The organism is Phytohabitans sp. LJ34, assembly GCF_052068095.1.
Classification (GTDB): domain Bacteria; phylum Actinomycetota; class Actinomycetes; order Mycobacteriales; family Micromonosporaceae; genus Phytohabitans.
Map to the genome: position 1 here is coordinate 1 of NZ_JBQHDG010000052.1, position 14972 is coordinate 14972.

14 protein-coding genes are annotated in these 14972 nt (G+C 68.5%); 10 read left to right on the forward strand and 4 right to left on the reverse strand.

Going from position 1 to position 14972, the window contains the following annotated elements; all coding sequences use genetic code 11:
* Positions 1 to 70: 70 nt before the first annotated feature.
* Positions 71 to 727, forward strand: coding sequence for a hypothetical protein (locus ACTMTJ_RS45080; protein ID WP_441225250.1), 657 nt, complete (start codon positions 71 to 73; stop codon positions 725 to 727).
* Positions 728 to 1034: 307 nt separating this feature from the next.
* On the opposite strand, the gene ACTMTJ_RS45085 is transcribed toward ACTMTJ_RS45080, so the two are convergent.
* Positions 1035 to 2933, reverse strand: a complete 1899-nt coding sequence (locus tag ACTMTJ_RS45085) for an AMP-binding protein (RefSeq protein ID WP_441225252.1) — start codon at positions 2931 to 2933, stop codon at positions 1035 to 1037.
* Positions 2926 to 3678 carry an IclR family transcriptional regulator gene (locus tag ACTMTJ_RS45090; RefSeq protein ID WP_441225254.1) on the reverse strand — a complete coding sequence of 251 codons (753 nt, stop codon included), beginning with the start codon at positions 3676 to 3678 and terminating at the stop codon, positions 2926 to 2928. The genes ACTMTJ_RS45085 and ACTMTJ_RS45090 overlap by 8 nt, the downstream gene beginning before the upstream one ends.
* A 96-nt stretch (positions 3679 to 3774) precedes the next feature.
* On the opposite strand from ACTMTJ_RS45090, the gene ACTMTJ_RS45095 reads away from it, so the two are divergent.
* From ACTMTJ_RS45095 to ACTMTJ_RS45130, 8 genes are read left to right on the forward strand one after another with little or no spacing between them, the layout of a single operon-like run.
* A complete protein-coding gene (locus ACTMTJ_RS45095; protein ID WP_441225256.1) occupies positions 3775 to 4608 on the forward strand; it encodes an ABC transporter ATP-binding protein in 834 nt (277 codons plus the stop codon).
* On the forward strand, positions 4605 to 6542 hold the full coding sequence (locus tag ACTMTJ_RS45100) for an AMP-binding protein (protein WP_441225258.1): 1938 nt from the start codon (positions 4605 to 4607) through the stop codon (positions 6540 to 6542). The genes ACTMTJ_RS45095 and ACTMTJ_RS45100 overlap by 4 nt, the downstream gene beginning before the upstream one ends.
* Positions 6529 to 7425, forward strand: a complete 897-nt coding sequence (locus ACTMTJ_RS45105) for a branched-chain amino acid ABC transporter permease (RefSeq protein ID WP_441225259.1) — start codon at positions 6529 to 6531, stop codon at positions 7423 to 7425. The genes ACTMTJ_RS45100 and ACTMTJ_RS45105 overlap by 14 nt, the downstream gene beginning before the upstream one ends.
* Before the next feature lies 1 nt (position 7426).
* On the forward strand, positions 7427 to 8488 hold the full coding sequence (locus tag ACTMTJ_RS45110) for a branched-chain amino acid ABC transporter permease (protein WP_441225260.1): 1062 nt from the start codon (positions 7427 to 7429) through the stop codon (positions 8486 to 8488).
* A 34-nt stretch (positions 8489 to 8522) separates the two neighbouring features.
* Complete coding sequence (locus ACTMTJ_RS45115; protein WP_441225262.1) at positions 8523 to 9704, forward strand: ABC transporter substrate-binding protein; 1182 nt, start codon at positions 8523 to 8525, stop codon at positions 9702 to 9704.
* Positions 9701 to 10540, forward strand: a complete 840-nt coding sequence (locus ACTMTJ_RS45120; protein WP_441225264.1) for an ABC transporter ATP-binding protein — start codon at positions 9701 to 9703, stop codon at positions 10538 to 10540. The genes ACTMTJ_RS45115 and ACTMTJ_RS45120 overlap by 4 nt, the downstream gene beginning before the upstream one ends.
* 9 nt (positions 10541 to 10549) lie before the next feature.
* Positions 10550 to 11740, forward strand: a complete 1191-nt coding sequence (locus ACTMTJ_RS45125) for a phenylacetate--CoA ligase family protein (RefSeq protein WP_441225265.1) — start codon at positions 10550 to 10552, stop codon at positions 11738 to 11740.
* A 49-nt stretch (positions 11741 to 11789) separates the two neighbouring features.
* On the forward strand, positions 11790 to 14051 hold the full coding sequence (locus ACTMTJ_RS45130; protein ID WP_441225266.1) for a DUF6351 family protein: 2262 nt from the start codon (positions 11790 to 11792) through the stop codon (positions 14049 to 14051).
* A gap of 133 nt (positions 14052 to 14184) precedes the next feature.
* Here the strand turns inward: ACTMTJ_RS45130 and ACTMTJ_RS45135 are convergent, their stop codons facing one another.
* Together ACTMTJ_RS45135 and ACTMTJ_RS45140 are read right to left on the reverse strand one after the other, a co-directional pair.
* Positions 14185 to 14349 carry an Lsr2 family DNA-binding protein gene (locus ACTMTJ_RS45135; RefSeq protein WP_441225268.1) on the reverse strand — a complete coding sequence of 55 codons (165 nt, stop codon included), beginning with the start codon at positions 14347 to 14349 and terminating at the stop codon, positions 14185 to 14187.
* Positions 14327 to 14449 (reverse strand): hypothetical protein, encoded by a 123-nt coding sequence (locus ACTMTJ_RS45140; RefSeq protein WP_441225270.1) that lies wholly within the window; start codon positions 14447 to 14449, stop codon positions 14327 to 14329. Before ACTMTJ_RS45140 ends, ACTMTJ_RS45135 begins: the two co-directional genes overlap by 23 nt.
* A 115-nt stretch (positions 14450 to 14564) precedes the next feature.
* Between ACTMTJ_RS45140 and ACTMTJ_RS45145 the strand changes: the two genes are divergently transcribed.
* Positions 14565 to 14804, forward strand: coding sequence for a DivIVA domain-containing protein (locus ACTMTJ_RS45145; RefSeq protein WP_441225272.1), 240 nt, complete (start codon positions 14565 to 14567; stop codon positions 14802 to 14804).
* The last annotated feature ends 168 nt before the right edge of the window (positions 14805 to 14972 follow it).

Consider the following 14972-nt stretch of genomic DNA (forward strand, 5'->3'; position numbering starts at 1 on the left):
GTAACGCGAGGTCCTGTTGGTCTGGAGGCTCACAATGGGCGGGTAACCGACGAGCCGGAGGCTGACCACGATGAATGACATGCTCTCAGCGTGCCTGGCTGAGTTCGACGCCTTGCGACAGGAACTCAACGCCCGGCTCGCGGTCAGCTATACGCTTCTGACCTTGGAACTCGCTGCCGTAGGTACCGGAGTATCCATCGCGACTGCCAACTCCCATGTGCTCGCCGGCCTAGCAATACTGACTGTCCTGCTCTGGCTGTTTTGGATTGACAACTCGACGATGGTCCAAAGTATTGGCGCCTACATCGCAATAGACCTCGCGCCAAGATTGACATCGGCCGGGGTGCCCATCCCGCTGAGGTGGGAGGCGTACATGCGCCAGTTGCACAGTGGCGGGACAAGCGCGTCGCAGGTGCTCTTTGGACGCAACGATGAGGCCGAAGATCGTGGCCTCCGGCGATCGGCCGGCTCCGACTGGTACACGAGCGTGCTCTTCGGCGGGTCCTCGCCGACGTTGCTCTTCGCATACATGTTGAACAACAGCCCAGCTTCGGCTACCGGATGGCTGCTGATGGGCCTGCTCGGCCTTGGCGTCTTCACGATGTGGGTATACGCCGCCGCAACCGCCGTCCGGTTCCACGCCTTTCTAAGGCTCATTCGGCGGGCGATCCTCGATCGCGCCGCAGAGAGTACCCCAGACCACCAGCAGGGATCTGGAATGCCGTAGCCTCGATCTGTTTCCTTAGCCGCCGCTGGCAGTCACCGTCCAGTTGCCGCATCCGTATGAAGCACTCTCTTCGGCAGATCCGTGTACCGCGCACCCGGGGTTGCTTCATGATCGCCTGCACGGAGTGTGAACGGGCTCCGAAGCTACCGCCGGCACCACGAACAAGTAAAGATCCACAACTGGTTGCGGGCGGCAGGTACCGCGTGGACCTCACGCCCGCGAGCGCGATCGTCGTTCCAACGAACGGACCGGTCTTCGAGGCGATTAGCAACTGACCGGCGGGAACACCGGCTGTTCTGCCACCCGCTCACGAGGCGTTCGAGCCGTCGTTGAGGTGACCGGATTTGATCTCGGCCGCGGCATGGACCCGCGCCCAGGTGATGTGGGCTGGCGTTGGCGTGGTGATCGACGCGGCGATGACCTCAAGGGCGCGGCGTCGGGCGTCAGGGGCGAGGTCGTCGCCGATGCGGTCGAGGAAGTGGATCGCGGAGGGGCGGGCGAGCCCGCCAAGGGTCTCCTGAACGACTTCGACGAGTTCGTGGGCCAGCGCCGTGCCGGGGATGGTGTCGGTGGCCGGCACGACGTACGCGACGAGCCGGCGGCCGAGTTTGGCGTGGGGGCGGGTGACGACCTCGGCCGCGGCCAGGAACGGGTGGTCCAGCAGGACGTCGCGCACCTCGGCGAGGGAGACCAGTTGCCCGGAGATCGAGACCACCGGGTCGATGCGGCCGAGGAATTCCAGCCGGTCGCCGGCGTTGGCGGGGTCCCGGTGCCGGACAACGCGGTCCCCGGTCGCGTACTGCTGGTCGGGATGGCCCCAGTGTTCGTAGGCGTCACCGGCGCCCGCGCCGCGCAGGGCGCGCAGTGTGCCGGCCCAGGGGCGACGCAGTACCAGTTCGCCAGGTGTTCCGGGGCGTGCGCTGTGGCCGGTGGCGTCGATGATCTCTGGCGATGTGTCCGGCAAGCGCCCGGCGTCGACCGGGTGGTCGACGGTGACGATGCCGCCGAGCTCGATCTGGCCCCAGGCATCGGCGACCGCGCCGGGGTCGCCGGTGAACTGGTCGGCTATCCAGGTGCGCAGCGCGGGCTGGAACGGCTCGGCCATGGCGATCACCCGGCGGAGGGTGCGTTTGTCCGGCTCGGGAGGAGCGGCATCCGGCCAGCCGCGTAGCCGGGCGAGTACGGATGGGACGGTGAGCAGGGTTGCGACACGGTACCGGTCGATGATGTCCCAGAGCCGGCGCCGGGTGGGCACGTCGAGGGTTCCTTCGAACATGACCGTGGTGTCGCCCCAGGCGAGCGGGCCGAGAACGCCGTGCACCGGCGCGGCTATCCAGGCGAGGTCGCCGGCGCACCAGAACACTCCGCCGGGGCTGAGCCCGTATCGGTGGACGGCTACCGCGGCGGCGAGAAGGTTGGCGGTGCCGTGGACTGCGGTGACCGGCCGGCCGCGCCGGTTGGCCAGCCAGGTGATGAGCAGTGGATGCTCGGCGGGCAGCGCGACCGGTGGCGTTGCCGGTGCGGTGCTCCGGATCCCGCTCGGCGGCTCGGGTTGCGCGGCTTGGTCCGCTGGCCCGGCGGTGTCGCGGAACGGGTCGAGCAGGTGGTGCAGCCAGCGGTCGCCTTCGTACCAGGCGACGTCCTGGCCGGTCCGGCGGATCACGATGGTGTGCTCGACGCCGGCGACAGCGGTCAAGGCGTCGTCGACGCGGGCCTTGGTCGGGATGATCGTGCCGTGGCGCCAGGCGCCGTCCTGGGTGATCAGGACGCGCGGCGCGAGGTCGTCGAGGCGTTCGGCGAGCGCCTCTACGGGTAACGGCACCGGGAGTACGGCGAACACGGCCCCGATGCGGGCGCACGCGAGCATCGCGACGACGGCTTCGGGTAGCCAGCCCAGGTGCAGGGCGACCCGATCGCCCGTGCCGACGCCGAGACCGCGTAGTGCGGCCGCCATCATTTCGACCTCGCGGGCGAGGTCGTGGTAGGTGATGGTTCGGCGGTCGCCGGGTTCGCCTTCCCAGTGGATGGCCGGCTGGTCGGCGCTGGCCGGCAGGTGCCGGTCGACACAGTTGGTGACGACGTTGAGGGTGCCGCCGGGGAACCAGCTGCCGTACCTGCCGTGCGGCTGGAAGATCGCGTCCGGACGCCGGGACCAGGTGAGCTGGTCCGCGACGGCCGCCCAGCGCGGCAGGTCGGGCTCAGCCATGGCCCAGCGTCCTGCTCGCCGCTTGAGCGGCTCGGATCAGGTGAGCGGCGGCCTGGGGCACCGCCCCGTCCGCGACGGTCGCGGCGAGGGCGGCCGCTGGGTGGCCGTATCCGTCCGGCACCGGGACGGCGACCTCCGTGCCGCCGCGTTCGGCTGCGGCGAGGGTGAGGTGGGTGACGCTACGCCAGTGGCTGCGCTCGTCAGCGGCCAACGCCCGCTCGGCCGAGTCGACGAGGGCGAGCGCCGCGTCCCAGCCGGGATCGTCGGCGTGCGCGGCCAGGATGCGGCCGGGTGCGGTGCGCAGCGCCGGTTCGACCCGGTGTGGCTCCCGGTAGGGCCCGATGTCGGCGGCGTCCGCGCGGTCGACGTAGGCCACCGATCCGCGGGTGTACAGGACAATGTGGACGGAGGTGTGCAACGCGTCGCGTACCGGCAGCAGATACGGCGACAGTGCGGTGATGACGGGAAGTCGGGCCAGGTATCGCTGGGACAGCCGCACCAGTTCGGGACCCAGGCCGTACCGGGCCGACCGGGGGTCCTGCTCGACCAGGCCGGCGACGGTCAGGGACCGGAGCAGGCGGTGCACGGTGGGCAGCGAGAGGCCGGACCGCTCGGCAAGCTCGGTGAGCTGCTGGTGTGCCGGGCCGTCGGACAGCAGGTCCAGCAGGAGAGCGGCGTTTCGCAGCGTGCCGAGCGTGCCGCGTGAGTCGGTCTGCGTCCCCGACCGCGTTTCCGCTTCCGTCACGGTCGCACGATACCAGCAGGAAACAGGTTCCATATATGGCGATTGACTTTCACATAGTGGAAACGTAACGTCCGTCACAGGCCGTCTGGAGGCGTCATGATCACTCGGGAGTACCGGTTCCCGCTCAACAGCAGCACTGTGCCGGCGGGTGAACCGGTGTTGACGGTGTCCGACGTGGGGTTGAGATTCGGCGGGGTGCAGGCCCTGGACGGCGTCGGGCTGACCGTGCGGCAGGGTCAGATCCACGCGGTGATCGGGCCGAACGGAGCCGGCAAATCCAGCCTGCTCAACTGCGTGTCCGGGCTGTACCGGCCGCAGCGCGGGACGATCAGGCTGTCCCGGGCCGGCGGTGCGGTGGATCTGGTCGGGCGCCGGCCACATCAGATCGCCCGGCTGGGGCTGGCCCGTTCCTTCCAGAACATCGAGCTCTTCAAGCACCTGACGGTGCTGGAAAATCTGATGCTCGGCCGGCACCACCGGATGAGTCACGCTCTGCTGCCCGCGCTGGTCTGGTTCGGTCCGGCCCGCCGGCAGGAGATCGAGCACCGGGCGCTGGTCGAGGAAGTCATCGACCTGCTGGAACTCCAGGCGGTGCGCCACCAGCCGGTCGGTGCCCTGTCGTACGGCTACGCGAAACGGGTGGAACTTGGTCGGGCGCTGTGCATGCAGCCGGCCGTGCTGCTGCTCGACGAGCCGATGGCGGGCATGAACGCCGGGGAGAAGGAGTCCCTGGCCCGCTACGTGCTCGACGTCAACGAGCTCGCCGGGGTCAGTGTGGTGCTCATCGAGCACGACATGGACGTGGTCATGGACATCTCCCACGCCGTGACCGTGCTCGACTTCGGCCGGCTGATCGCCGACGGTCCGCCGGCGCGGGTCCGCAGCAACCCCGCGGTGATCAACGCCTACCTCGGGGAAGCGGCCCGATGAGCACGTTTCCCGAGCTGCTCTACGCGCGGGCCGCCGAGCACCCGCAGGCAATCGCCATGCAGGAGAAGCGTTATGGCGTATGGCAGCCGCTGACCTGGGCGCAGTACGCGCGGCGGGTGCGCGAGTTCGCCGGCGGCCTGGCCAGCCTCGGGATCGGCCGTGGTGATGTGGTCGCCGTGCTCGGCGACAACCGCCCGGAGTGGCTGATCACGGAGTTGGCCGTGCAGTGCCTGGGCGGCGCGGTCGTGGGGATCTATCCCACCAGTGTTGGCGAGGAGATCCTGCATGTGCTCTCCCTGGCCGAGGTTCGGGTCGTGGTGGCCGAGGACCAGGAGCAGGTCGACAAGCTGATCCGGCTCAAAGACCAGCTACCGAAGCTCGCCACGGTCGTCTACTACGACCCGCGCGGCCTGGCCGGCTACCCGCAGCCGTATCTGGAGCGGTTCACCGACATCGAAGCCGCCGGCGCTGAGAAAGCGAAGGCCCAGCCGGCGTGGCTCGACGACCGCGTCGCCCTGGTCGGCCCGGACGACACGGCGATCATCTGTACCACCTCGGGGACCACCGCGCGTCCCAAGCTGGCTGAGCTGTCGCACGCCAACCTGATCGCGATGGCCGAGCATCTCGCCGAGATCGACCCGGTGCTGCCCGCCTACCGGTACGTCTCGTTCCTGCCGCTGGCGTGGATCGGTGAGCAGATGCTCGCCGTCGCGTGCGGGTTGCGCCACGGCTTGACGCTTTCGTTTCCGGAGGACGCCGCGACGCAACGCACCGACCTGCGGGAGATCGCACCCGACCTGATGTTCAGCCCACCCCGCATCTGGGAGTCGATGCTCTCCGAAGTCCAGGTACGCATCGACGAGGCGGGATGGCTCAAGCGCCACGTCTTCGGCTGGGCTTACGAGGTGGGCGACCGGATGGCCGCCCACCGCACCGCGGGCCGGGCACCGGGCGTGCCACTGCGCATTGCCCACGAGGTCGCGGACGCGGTCGGGCTACGCCCGGTGCGTGACCAGCTCGGCCTGCTCCGGATCAAACGCTGCTATACCGGCGGCGCACCGCTGTCGCCGGACGTGTTCCGGTTCTTCCACGCCCTCGGTGTCAATCTCAAGCAGATCTACGGACAGACCGAGATCTGCGGCATCGCGGTCGCCCACCACGACGGCGACCTGCGGTTCCACACCGTAGGTGCCGCCATCCCCGGCACCGAGCTACGCATCAGCGACGACGGCGAGATCCTGCTGCGCTCGCCGAGCGTGTTCCGCGGCTACCTGCACGACCCGCAGGCCACCGCTGCTGCCACCGATCCCGACGGTTGGCTGCACACCGGGGACGCCGGGTACCTCGACGACGGACATCTCGTCGTGATCGACCGACAGGCCGACGTGCTCCACCACCCGGCCGGCAGCCGGTTCTCCAGCGCCTTCATCGAAAACAAGCTGAAGTTCTCGCCATACGTCGAAGAGGCGGTCGCATTCCTGGGCCGCCACGGCATCACTGCCATCCTGTGCCTCGACCCGGCCACCGTCGGAGCCTGGGCCGAGCGGGCCCGGATCGGCTACACCACCTACACCGATCTTGCCACCCAGCCGGCCGTCGCGGACCTCGTGGCCGCCGAGATCGCACGCACCAACGCCGACCTGCCCGCCACGATGCGGATCCGGCGCTTCGTCCTGCTGCACAGGCAACTGGACCCGGACGACGACGAGATCACCCGCACCCGAAAGGTCCGCCGCAACGTCATCGCGACCCGCTACGCGGACGTCATCGCCGCCCTCGACGGTGACGAGCCCACTGTCGACGTGGACACCACCGTCGCCTACCAGGACGGCACCACCGCCAAGCGGACCATCACGCTGGCCATCCACCGGCCCATCGACATCGAGAAGCTTGCCGGCCAGCCACGACGCCCGGTCTGGAGTGGACGAGCATGAGCGGGGCGATCGCATGAGTCAGTTTGTGCAGCTGACGGTCTACGGCCTGGCCAACGGTGCGGTGCTGGCGCTGGCCGCGCTCGGCTTCGTGCTCATCTACAAGGCGACGAGCGTCATCAACTTCGCGCAGGGCGAGTTGCTGCTCGTCGGCGCCTACCTGTTCTACACCGCGTTCGTCCTGTTGCGGCTGCCCTTCGCCGTTGCCGTGCTCGTCGGTGTGGCGGCGGCGGTGGTTCTTGGCGTCGCGATCGAACGTGTGATCCTGCGGCCGCTGATCGGTGAGGACCCGATAGCGGTGATCATGGTGACGATCGGCCTGGCCGCTGTCCTCAAGGCCGTGGTGACAATGTTCTTTGGCACCACCCCACGCGAGATGCCGAAAGTGCTGCCCGCCGGTACCACCACTGTCGCAGGGGCCACGGTGCCGCTGGACCGGCTCGTCGCGGTCGCGGTCGCGGTGGTCGTCCTCGCCGCGTTCACGGTGTTCTTCCGATGGTCGCGGCACGGCATCGCGATGCGTGCGGTCGCCGACGACCAACAGGCAGCCCTGGTCCAGGGCATCTCGGTGCGCAGGATCTTCGCGCTGGCATGGGCGTTCGCCGCTGTCAGCGCGTTGATCGCGGGCCTTCTGCTGGCCGACATCGCCGAGCTGAGCCAGAACCTGGGCACATTCGGCCTGGTTGTTTTCCCGGTGGTCATTCTCGGCGGGCTCGACTCGGTGCCGGGCACCATCATCGGCGGCGCCGTCATCGGTTTGGTCAGCCAGTACGCCGAGGGCATGTCGGCCGGCGCCTCACAGGTGGCGCCGTACGTCGTGCTGGTGCTCATCCTGCTGCTGCGCCCGTACGGGCTGTTCGGCCAGCCACGCATCGAGAGGGTCTGACATGGCCGCCACCGCCGCCGGCGTGTTCCACACCAGCTACGCCTCCGAACTGCGGCTTCGGCACACGTCGGCCGAGCGCCTGCGGCTGGTGCTCGTCATCGCCGGCCTGCTCACGTTGCCGTGGCTGGTCAACCCTTACTGGCTCGGCATCGTCAACACCATCGGCATCGCCGCGATCGGAGCCGTGGGCCTGAACATCCTGGTCGGCTTCACCGGCCAGATCTCGCTGGGCCAGGGCGGGTTCCTCGCCGTCGGCGCGTTCACCTCCGGGCTGCTGGTGCAGCGCGCTGGGCTGCCGGTGCCGCTGGCCATGCTCGCCGCCGTGCTGGTGACCGCGGCGGTGGGTGCGTTCTTCGGCCTGCCGGCGTTGCGTCTCAAGGGCCTCTATCTGGCCATCGCGACGATCGCCAGCCAGGAGATCATCATCTTCGTGGTCCGCCGGTGGGGCTGGCTCACCGGCGGGCAGGGCTTCCTCGACGTCGACCGGTTGACCCTCTTCGGTTGGCGGGTGCCCCGGACCAGTTTCGAGTTCGTCTGGTACTGGATCATCGCCGGCCTCGCGGTGCTGGCCGTCGTCACCGCGCGCAACCTCTTCCGCACCGCGCTCGGCCGCTCGTTCATGGCCGTGCGCGACCACGACATCGCGGCCTCGGCCATCGGCGTCGACCTGACCCGGACGAAGTTGATGGCCTTCGCCGTGTCGTCCGGCTACGTCGGGTTGGCCGGTGCCCTCACCGCCCACTACACCCAGACCGTCACCTGGGAACGGTTCACCATCGACGTCTCGATCCAGTACCTCGCCATGATCATCGTTGGCGGGCTCGGCAGCGTCGCGGGCGCCGTCTACGGCGCGGCCTTCATCATGCTGCTGCCCCCGTTGCTCGCCGAGCTCGCCGATGCCCTCCGCACCCGGATTCCCCTGCTGGCAGAGCAGTTGCCGGCCGTGCAGGCGGCCGCGTTCGGTCTGGTCATCGTTCTGTTCCTGCTGTTCGAGCCGCGCGGTCTGGATCGGATCTGGCGCCGGGTCAAGGACTACGTGCGGTTCTGGCCGTTCCGCTACTAGACCTACCAACAAGCCTCCACGAAGGAGTACCGCAATGCGCAAACTCACGCTCGCCGCGGTGGCTACCGTGCTGCTCGCCGGGTGCGGCGGACCCACCGCAAACGGCGGCGGGTCCAACGGCAAGGAAGACATCGTCGTCGGCGTCATCGCCGACCTGACCGGCGCCACCGCGGACGTCGGCAAGCCCTACAACGAGGGCATGCTCGCCTATGTCGACAACCTCAACGCCAAGGGCGGGGTCGACGGCCACAAGATCAAGGCACTCAGCGAGGACTACCAGTACAAGGTCCCCACCGCCGAGGAAAAGTACAAGAAGTTCGTCGCCGAGGGCGCCGTGGCCATCCAGGGCTGGGGCACCGGCGACAGCGAGGCGCTGCGGAGCAAGGTCAAAGACGACGAGCTTCCGTTCATGTCGGCGTCGTACGCCGAGGTCCTGACCGACCCGAAGCAGTCGCCGTACAACTTCGTGGTGGCGCCGACCTACTCCGACCAGTTGCGGGTCGCTATCGACTACATCGCCGCCCAGGAACCGGCGGCTCAACTGGCAGTGCTGCACCACGACTCACCGTTCGGCACCGCACCGCTGGCTGACGCCGAGAAGTGGATCAACGATAAGGGCTACCGGCTCGGTTTCAAGGCGTATCCCATGAAGGCCGGCGCCACCGACCACGTCGGCATTCTCCAGCAGGCCAAGGCACAGGGCGCCAAGTATGTGGTCATCCAGAACGTATCCAGCCCCGCCGCGGTGGTGGCCAAGGACATCGCCGCTCAGAAGCTCGACATGAAGATCGTCTGCCTGAACTGGTGCGCCGACGAACTGTTCATCAAGGTCGCGGGTCCGGCCGCGGAGGGACACCTGATGATCCAGCCGTTCGCGCCGCCCGGCATCACCAAGCCCGGCCACCAGGCGGTCCGCGACTACTGCCAGGGCAAGGGCATCGACCTCGACGCCAAGGGTCTGCACTTCGTCCAGGGCTGGTACACCATGCACGCGATGGTCAAGGGCATCGAGAAGACCCTCGCCGACGGCAAGGACCTGACCGGCCCGAACATCCGCGCCGGGTTGGAGACGATGCCGGCCGTGGACACCGGCGGTGTCCTCGCGCCGATCAAGTTCTCCGCCGACAGCCACCGGGGCGCCACGGCGTCGAGTATCTACCGGGTCTCGGGCGGCACGTTCACCGAGGTGACCGCGGCCGTGGCACCGAAGGCATGACGAGCGGCCGGGGCACGCCGATGCGTGACCGCCAACCGGCGGCAGGCGGGGACAGGCTCCTGTCGGTCGACAACGTCGAGGTGATCTACGACGAGGTAATACTCGTGCTGCGCGGTATGTCGCTCGTGGTGCCGCGCGGTGAGGTGGTCGCCCTGCTCGGGTCCAACGGCGCGGGCAAGTCGACGACGCTCAAGGCGATCACCGGGCTGCTGCCGACCGAGCACGGCGCCGTCACTGACGGCACCGTGACCTTTGACGGTGCCGACATCACCCGGGCCGAGCCGGCCGAGCGGGTACGCCGCGGCATCGCCCTGGTGATGGAGGGCCGGCGGGTCTTCGAGCATCTCACCGTGCACGAGAACCTGGTCGCCGGTGCGTACACCCGCGGCGCCGCGGCGGACTTCGACCGAGTGTATGGGTTCCTGCCGCAGCTGGCCGGTCTGCGGGGCCGTGTTGCCGGCTACCTGTCCGGCGGCGAGCAGCAGATGCTCGCCATCGGCCGGGCACTCATGTCCGACCCGCGGCTGCTGCTGCTCGACGAACCGTCGCTGGGCCTGGCCCCACTGCTGGTGGACGAGATGTTCGACATCGTCCGGCGGCTCAACACCGACCTTGGGCTCACCGCCCTGCTGGTCGAGCAGAACGCCCGGCGCGCCCTGGCCGTCGCCCACCGCGGCTACGTCATGGAATCCGGCCGGATCGTCCTGGCCGGAACCGCCGCTGAACTCGCCGACAACCCCGACGTCAAGGAGTTCTACCTCGGCCTGGGCGAGGCCGGGGGACGGCGCAGCTACCGCGACGTCAAGCACTACAAGCGCCGCAAGCGCTGGCTATAGGAGGTTTCGGTGCTGGCCGACAGGATCCACGCCTACACCCACGGACTGGACGCGGCGGTCGCCGCGGCAGTCGAGCAGGCAGCCGCCCGCGTGCCGGCGTTGGCCGCGCGGATTGCAAAGGCCGACATGGCTTCGGTGACCTCGGTGGCCGACCTGAACCGGGTGCCGGTTCTCACCAAGGACGACCTGATCGCCGCGCAAGACGCGAACCCGCCGTTCGGCGGTGCCGTCGCGCCGCAGGCGCTGGTACGTAAGGTGTTCGCCTCACCCGGACCGCTGTACGAGCCACAGCTGGCGGGTACCGATCCGTGGCGGTGGGCACCCGCGTTGCGGGCGGCCGGCATCGGGGACGGCGACACCGTGCTCAACTGCTTCAGCTACCACCTGACGCCCGCGGGCGCGATGTTCGAGGAGGCTGCCCTCGCCGTCGGAGCCACGGTCGTACCGGCCGGGGTCGGCAACATGGAACTGCAGGTGCAGGTCGCCGCCGCGGTCCAGGCCCGCGGCTACGTCGGCCTGCCCTCCTACCTCAAAGCGCTGGTGAACACCGCCGAAGCACTCGACCTACGGTTTCCGATACGCCATGCGCTGGTCACCGCCGAACCTCTGCCCGACTCGTTGCGATCGTGGCTGACCGAATACGTTCCCATCGTCCACCAGGCGTACGGGACCGCCGAGGCAGGCCTGCTCGGCTACGAAACCGGACCCGGTTCCGGGCTGGCCCTGCCAGAAGGCGTCCTGATCCAGGTCTGCGACCTGGGCACCGGGCAACCCCACTTCGACGACACCATCGGGCAGGTCGTGGTGACCCTGCTACGACCGGATCAACCACTCGTGCGCTTCGGCACCGGTGACCTGTCCGCCTGGACCCTCGGCGCCCACGGCTCGTTGCGGCTGGCCGGCGTCCTGGGCCGAGTCGGCGAAGCCGTCAAGGTACGCGGCGTATTCCTGCACCCGAGACAGGCTGCCGCGGCGCTGGCCGGCGAACCCGGCGTGACCGCACACCGCTTCGTCATCGACCGATCCGACCACCGAGACAACCTGCGATGCGAAATCGTCGCCGCCCCCACCGCAGATCCACAGCTGCCACAGCGCGTCCACGAACTGATCCGCGCACACCTGCGATTGGCGGCGGACGTGGTCTGCGTGCCGAGCCTGCCGGACGGCCCGACCATCCACGACCAACGCGACTGGTCCTGACCCCGCCGGACCCCACCCGGCGGTTACCGAACTCCGAGGAGGACAACCGATGAAGTCCGCCCTCACCACCGTGATGGCCGCAGCGACGTGCGCGATCATCACGCTCACGCCAACCGTCGCCGGCGCCGCCCCCGGCCCGTCGGCAAATAGTTCCCGCGATCTCAAAATGCTGGTGCTCTCCAACCGCGCCGACCTGATCTCGGGCGGAAATGCACTGGTCGAGGCACAGCTACCGCCCGGCGCGGACGCGTCACGGCTTCGGGTGCTACTCGCCACCGACGACGGCCTACGAAACGTGAGCGAGGCGTTCGCACGCCGCGCCAACGGCCGCGTCCTCGGCCTGCTGGAACGGCTACCGGTCGGCCGGAGCCAACTGATCGCCGTCCTCGCCGGCACACCGCACGGCCACTACGCCACCCGGATCACGATCACCAACCACCCCAACGGCGGTCCCGTCTTCTCCGGCCCGCAGGTGACACCGTGGATCTGCACCACGCAGACCAACGGCCTCGGGCCTGCGCAGGACCCACAATGCAACGCCCAACCCAGCCACCAGTTCTTCTACCGGCGAACCAGCGGCGAGTTCGCCCGCTACGACCCGGCCGCACCACCGGCCGACGTCGCCACGACAACCACCGATCGGGGAATCACCATCCCGTACGTCTTCCGCGAGGAAACCGGAACCCAGAACCGCGGCATCTACCGGATAGCGGTCCTGTTCGACCCCACCCGGCCGTGGACCGCCTGGGAAGCCCAGAACGGCTGGAACCACAAGCTGTTCTATCCGTTCGGAGCCAACTGCAACACCCACCACACCCAAGGCCTCGCGCAGAATGTACAGATCGACCGGGCACTGTCACGCGGGTTCATGGTCGCGACCTCGTCGTTGAACGTCCTCGGCAGCAACTGCAACACCATCGTCTCCGCGGAATCGGTGATGATGCTCAAGGAACACATCACCGAACGCTACGGCGAGATCCGGTACACGTTCGCGCAGGGACTGTCCGGCGGATCGATCCAGCAACACGAAATCGCCAACGCCTACCCCGGCCTACTCGACGGCATCCAGCCGAACGCCAGCTACGAGGACATGTGGTCCGGTGCCCTGGTCGAGGTCGAAGACTGTCACCTCATGCGCCGGGTCTTCAGCACGGTGTCACCCACCCTGTGGACCGACCCAGCGCAGCGGGCCGCGGCGCAGGGCAACGCGGCGCCACTCGCCCCGACCGACCGGACAGCCTGCGAAGCCTGGGACGCGTCCTTCGGCAACTTCCAGGACCCCGCCTTCACCCAGCCGCCACCCGGGGTACCGCTCCCGCCGTTCCTGCAATCCTGCTTCCCCCCACCACTCACCCCCGAACAGCAAGCGCAGCTCTACCACCCGGTCACCAACCCCGCCGGCTGCCGCAGCACCTACCAGGACTTCCTGGTCGCGGTCTTCGGCCAACGACCCCAACGACTGTGGACCCCCGCCGAACGGACCGCCGGATTCGGCTTCGCCAAACTGCCCTTCGACAACGTCGGCGTGCAGTACGGACTGCGAGCGTTGCAGACCGGAACAATCACCCCGGAGCAGTTCGTCAACCTCAACGAAAACGTCGGTGGGGTCGACATCGACCACAACTTCGTGCCACGCCGCAACGTCGCCGACCCGGGCGCGGTCCAAACCGCCTACCGCAGCAGCACCACCCAGGACGCCCGGCAACTCGACAACGTCGCCATCATCGACCTGCGCGCCAACAACAACCTCAACGACATCCACACCGCCTTCCACAGCCACGCCATGCGAGAACGGCTACGCAACGCCAACGGACACGCCAACAACCAGATCATCTGGACATTCCCCGGACCCGGCCTCGCGCCGCCAGCGCCCATCGCAGACCAGGCATTCCTACTCATGGACCGGTGGCTGGCCGCCGTAGAGGCCGACCGCAGCACCGCACCACGTAGCGTCAAGATCCTCCGACACAAACCAGCCGACGCGGTCGACGCCTGCTTCATCAACGGCGTCAAGGAAACCGACCCCCACACCTGCCGGGCAACGTTCCCGTTCGCCGGCGACCCGCGAATGGCGGCCGGTGCACCGCTGGCCAACGACGTCCTCAGATGCCAGCTCAAACCAGTCAACCCGCGTGACTACAACGTCGCCTTCACCGCACAGCAGTGGACCAGATTGCGGCAGGCATTCCCGCGCGGAGTGTGCGACTACCGCAAGCCCGGAGCAGACCGAGTGCCGTCGGTGCCCTGGCTGACCTACCAGAACGGCCCGGGCGGCCGGCCGCTCGGCCCTGCGCCGGTGTCCCGGCCATAGCCGGCGCGCATGCTTTCCTCGGGGTGCCGTTACGGCTGTCACGCCACGGCGGCACCCATCGGCCGTAGTCGACGCGGCCTGCCGCGCCGGAGCACGTTCCCTGCGAAGTCGGACCTAATCCACACATAGCCAGCTAGCGGTTAGCGGCCCGATACTCCTCCACGATGGCGGCGGGGATCCTGCCACGCTCCGACAGTTCTTTGCCATGCTTGGCAGCCCACTCCCGGATGGCCTTGTTCTCCTCGCGGCCACCGGCCCGCCGGCCACCAACCGTTTCACGCCGCCCGTGACCAGACACCGTCGACCGACCCCAAACGGGTACCAGCGTCCTGATAGGTAGACAGCAGCGAGCGGAGCTTGCTCGCGTTGCGGCCCGACAGATCGATGGAGTAGTCCACCCCGTTCCTTAGCGATCGTTAAGGATCGCCAAGCGGCAGCTCGGGCTCGACGGGATCGATCAGCCCGCCTCGAGGCAGCTATGTTGCCTAGTGGCGCGGCTCGCGCCTGGCGGTAATGGAAGAGTCGGTCGCAGGCCCGGCGTTCGACAAGCGGCCGCGTGGCTACCGGCAGACCGAGGTGGACGACTACCTGCGGCACGCGGCGACGGTCTTTGGCCTCACGGCGGCCCAAGTTTGGCGACTCGCGAATTGCGTCGGTCGTAGGGTAAGCCGCCAAGATAGTTCCCGGTTCACTCATTTGCCGCCGTCCGTGCTCGTGGCGAACTTCGGCGGTCACTGCCAGTTGGACTGGTAGCCGCGACACCGCCGTGTAGCGAGTGCCGGCGCGCGTTCCGTGATCCCGATGGTCAGGTCCGTTGAACCCGGGTTCCGGGCGGGTCATCGACGGGGCTAGGGACCGGGCGAAGGTGAGGGTTTTACGTCCGGGTCTGCGGGCGCGGGGAGGGTAGGTTTTCCGGCTGCT

Bases quoted from the DNA above. Each gene is read 5' to 3' on its own strand.
- ACTMTJ_RS45080 (WP_441225250.1), top strand. From the start codon at position 71: ATGAATGACATGCTCTCAGCGTGCCTGGCTGAGTTCGACGCCTTGCGA.
- ACTMTJ_RS45085 (WP_441225252.1), bottom strand. From the start codon at position 2,933: ATGGCTGAGCCCGACCTGCCGCGCTGGGCGGCCGTCGCGGACCAGCTC.
- ACTMTJ_RS45095 (WP_441225256.1), top strand. From the start codon at position 3,775: ATGATCACTCGGGAGTACCGGTTCCCGCTCAACAGCAGCACTGTGCCG.
- ACTMTJ_RS45100 (WP_441225258.1), top strand. From the start codon at position 4,605: ATGAGCACGTTTCCCGAGCTGCTCTACGCGCGGGCCGCCGAGCACCCG.
- ACTMTJ_RS45110 (WP_441225260.1), top strand. From the start codon at position 7,427: ATGGCCGCCACCGCCGCCGGCGTGTTCCACACCAGCTACGCCTCCGAA.
- ACTMTJ_RS45115 (WP_441225262.1), top strand. From the start codon at position 8,523: ATGCGCAAACTCACGCTCGCCGCGGTGGCTACCGTGCTGCTCGCCGGG.
- ACTMTJ_RS45120 (WP_441225264.1), top strand. From the start codon at position 9,701: ATGACGAGCGGCCGGGGCACGCCGATGCGTGACCGCCAACCGGCGGCA.
- ACTMTJ_RS45130 (WP_441225266.1), top strand. From the start codon at position 11,790: ATGAAGTCCGCCCTCACCACCGTGATGGCCGCAGCGACGTGCGCGATC.
- ACTMTJ_RS45145 (WP_441225272.1), top strand. From the start codon at position 14,565: ATGGAAGAGTCGGTCGCAGGCCCGGCGTTCGACAAGCGGCCGCGTGGC.